This is a genomic window from Arthrobacter sp. Dra40, from assembly GCF_059091905.1.
On sequence record NZ_JBNHHB010000594.1, the window covers coordinates 1 to 317 of the forward strand.

The window sequence follows — 317 nt, forward strand, 5'->3', positions numbered from 1 at the left end:
TCCCGTCGCCGCGGTAGGTTCGGGAAGCGTGGTGGACCGTGCGTCCGGGGATGTAGAGCAGGCGCTGATCGTGGGCGGCGAGCAGGGCAATCAACAGGGCGGCCCCGCCGTGGTTCAGGTCCACGGCCCAGACCACTTCTCCCCCGTCACCGAGGGCGGCAACGCTAGCGATCAGATCCAGCAGGTCCGTCTCATCGTTGGCGACGCGCTGGGATAACAGGCGGGTACCTTCATCGTCGATGACGATGCAATGGTGGTGGGTTTTGCCGGCATCAATCCCGGCCCACAGTTGCGGCAATGCATTCTCCCCTCATCAG

1 protein-coding gene is annotated in these 317 nt (G+C 64.7%); it reads right to left on the reverse strand.

Annotated features, from left to right (window positions below):
• The coding region (locus AC5RWT_RS38150) for an IS110 family transposase (RefSeq protein ID WP_494084726.1) at nt 1–298 on the reverse strand (298 nt) is incomplete at its 3' end.
• Between the last annotated feature and the right edge of the window lie 19 nt (nt 299–317).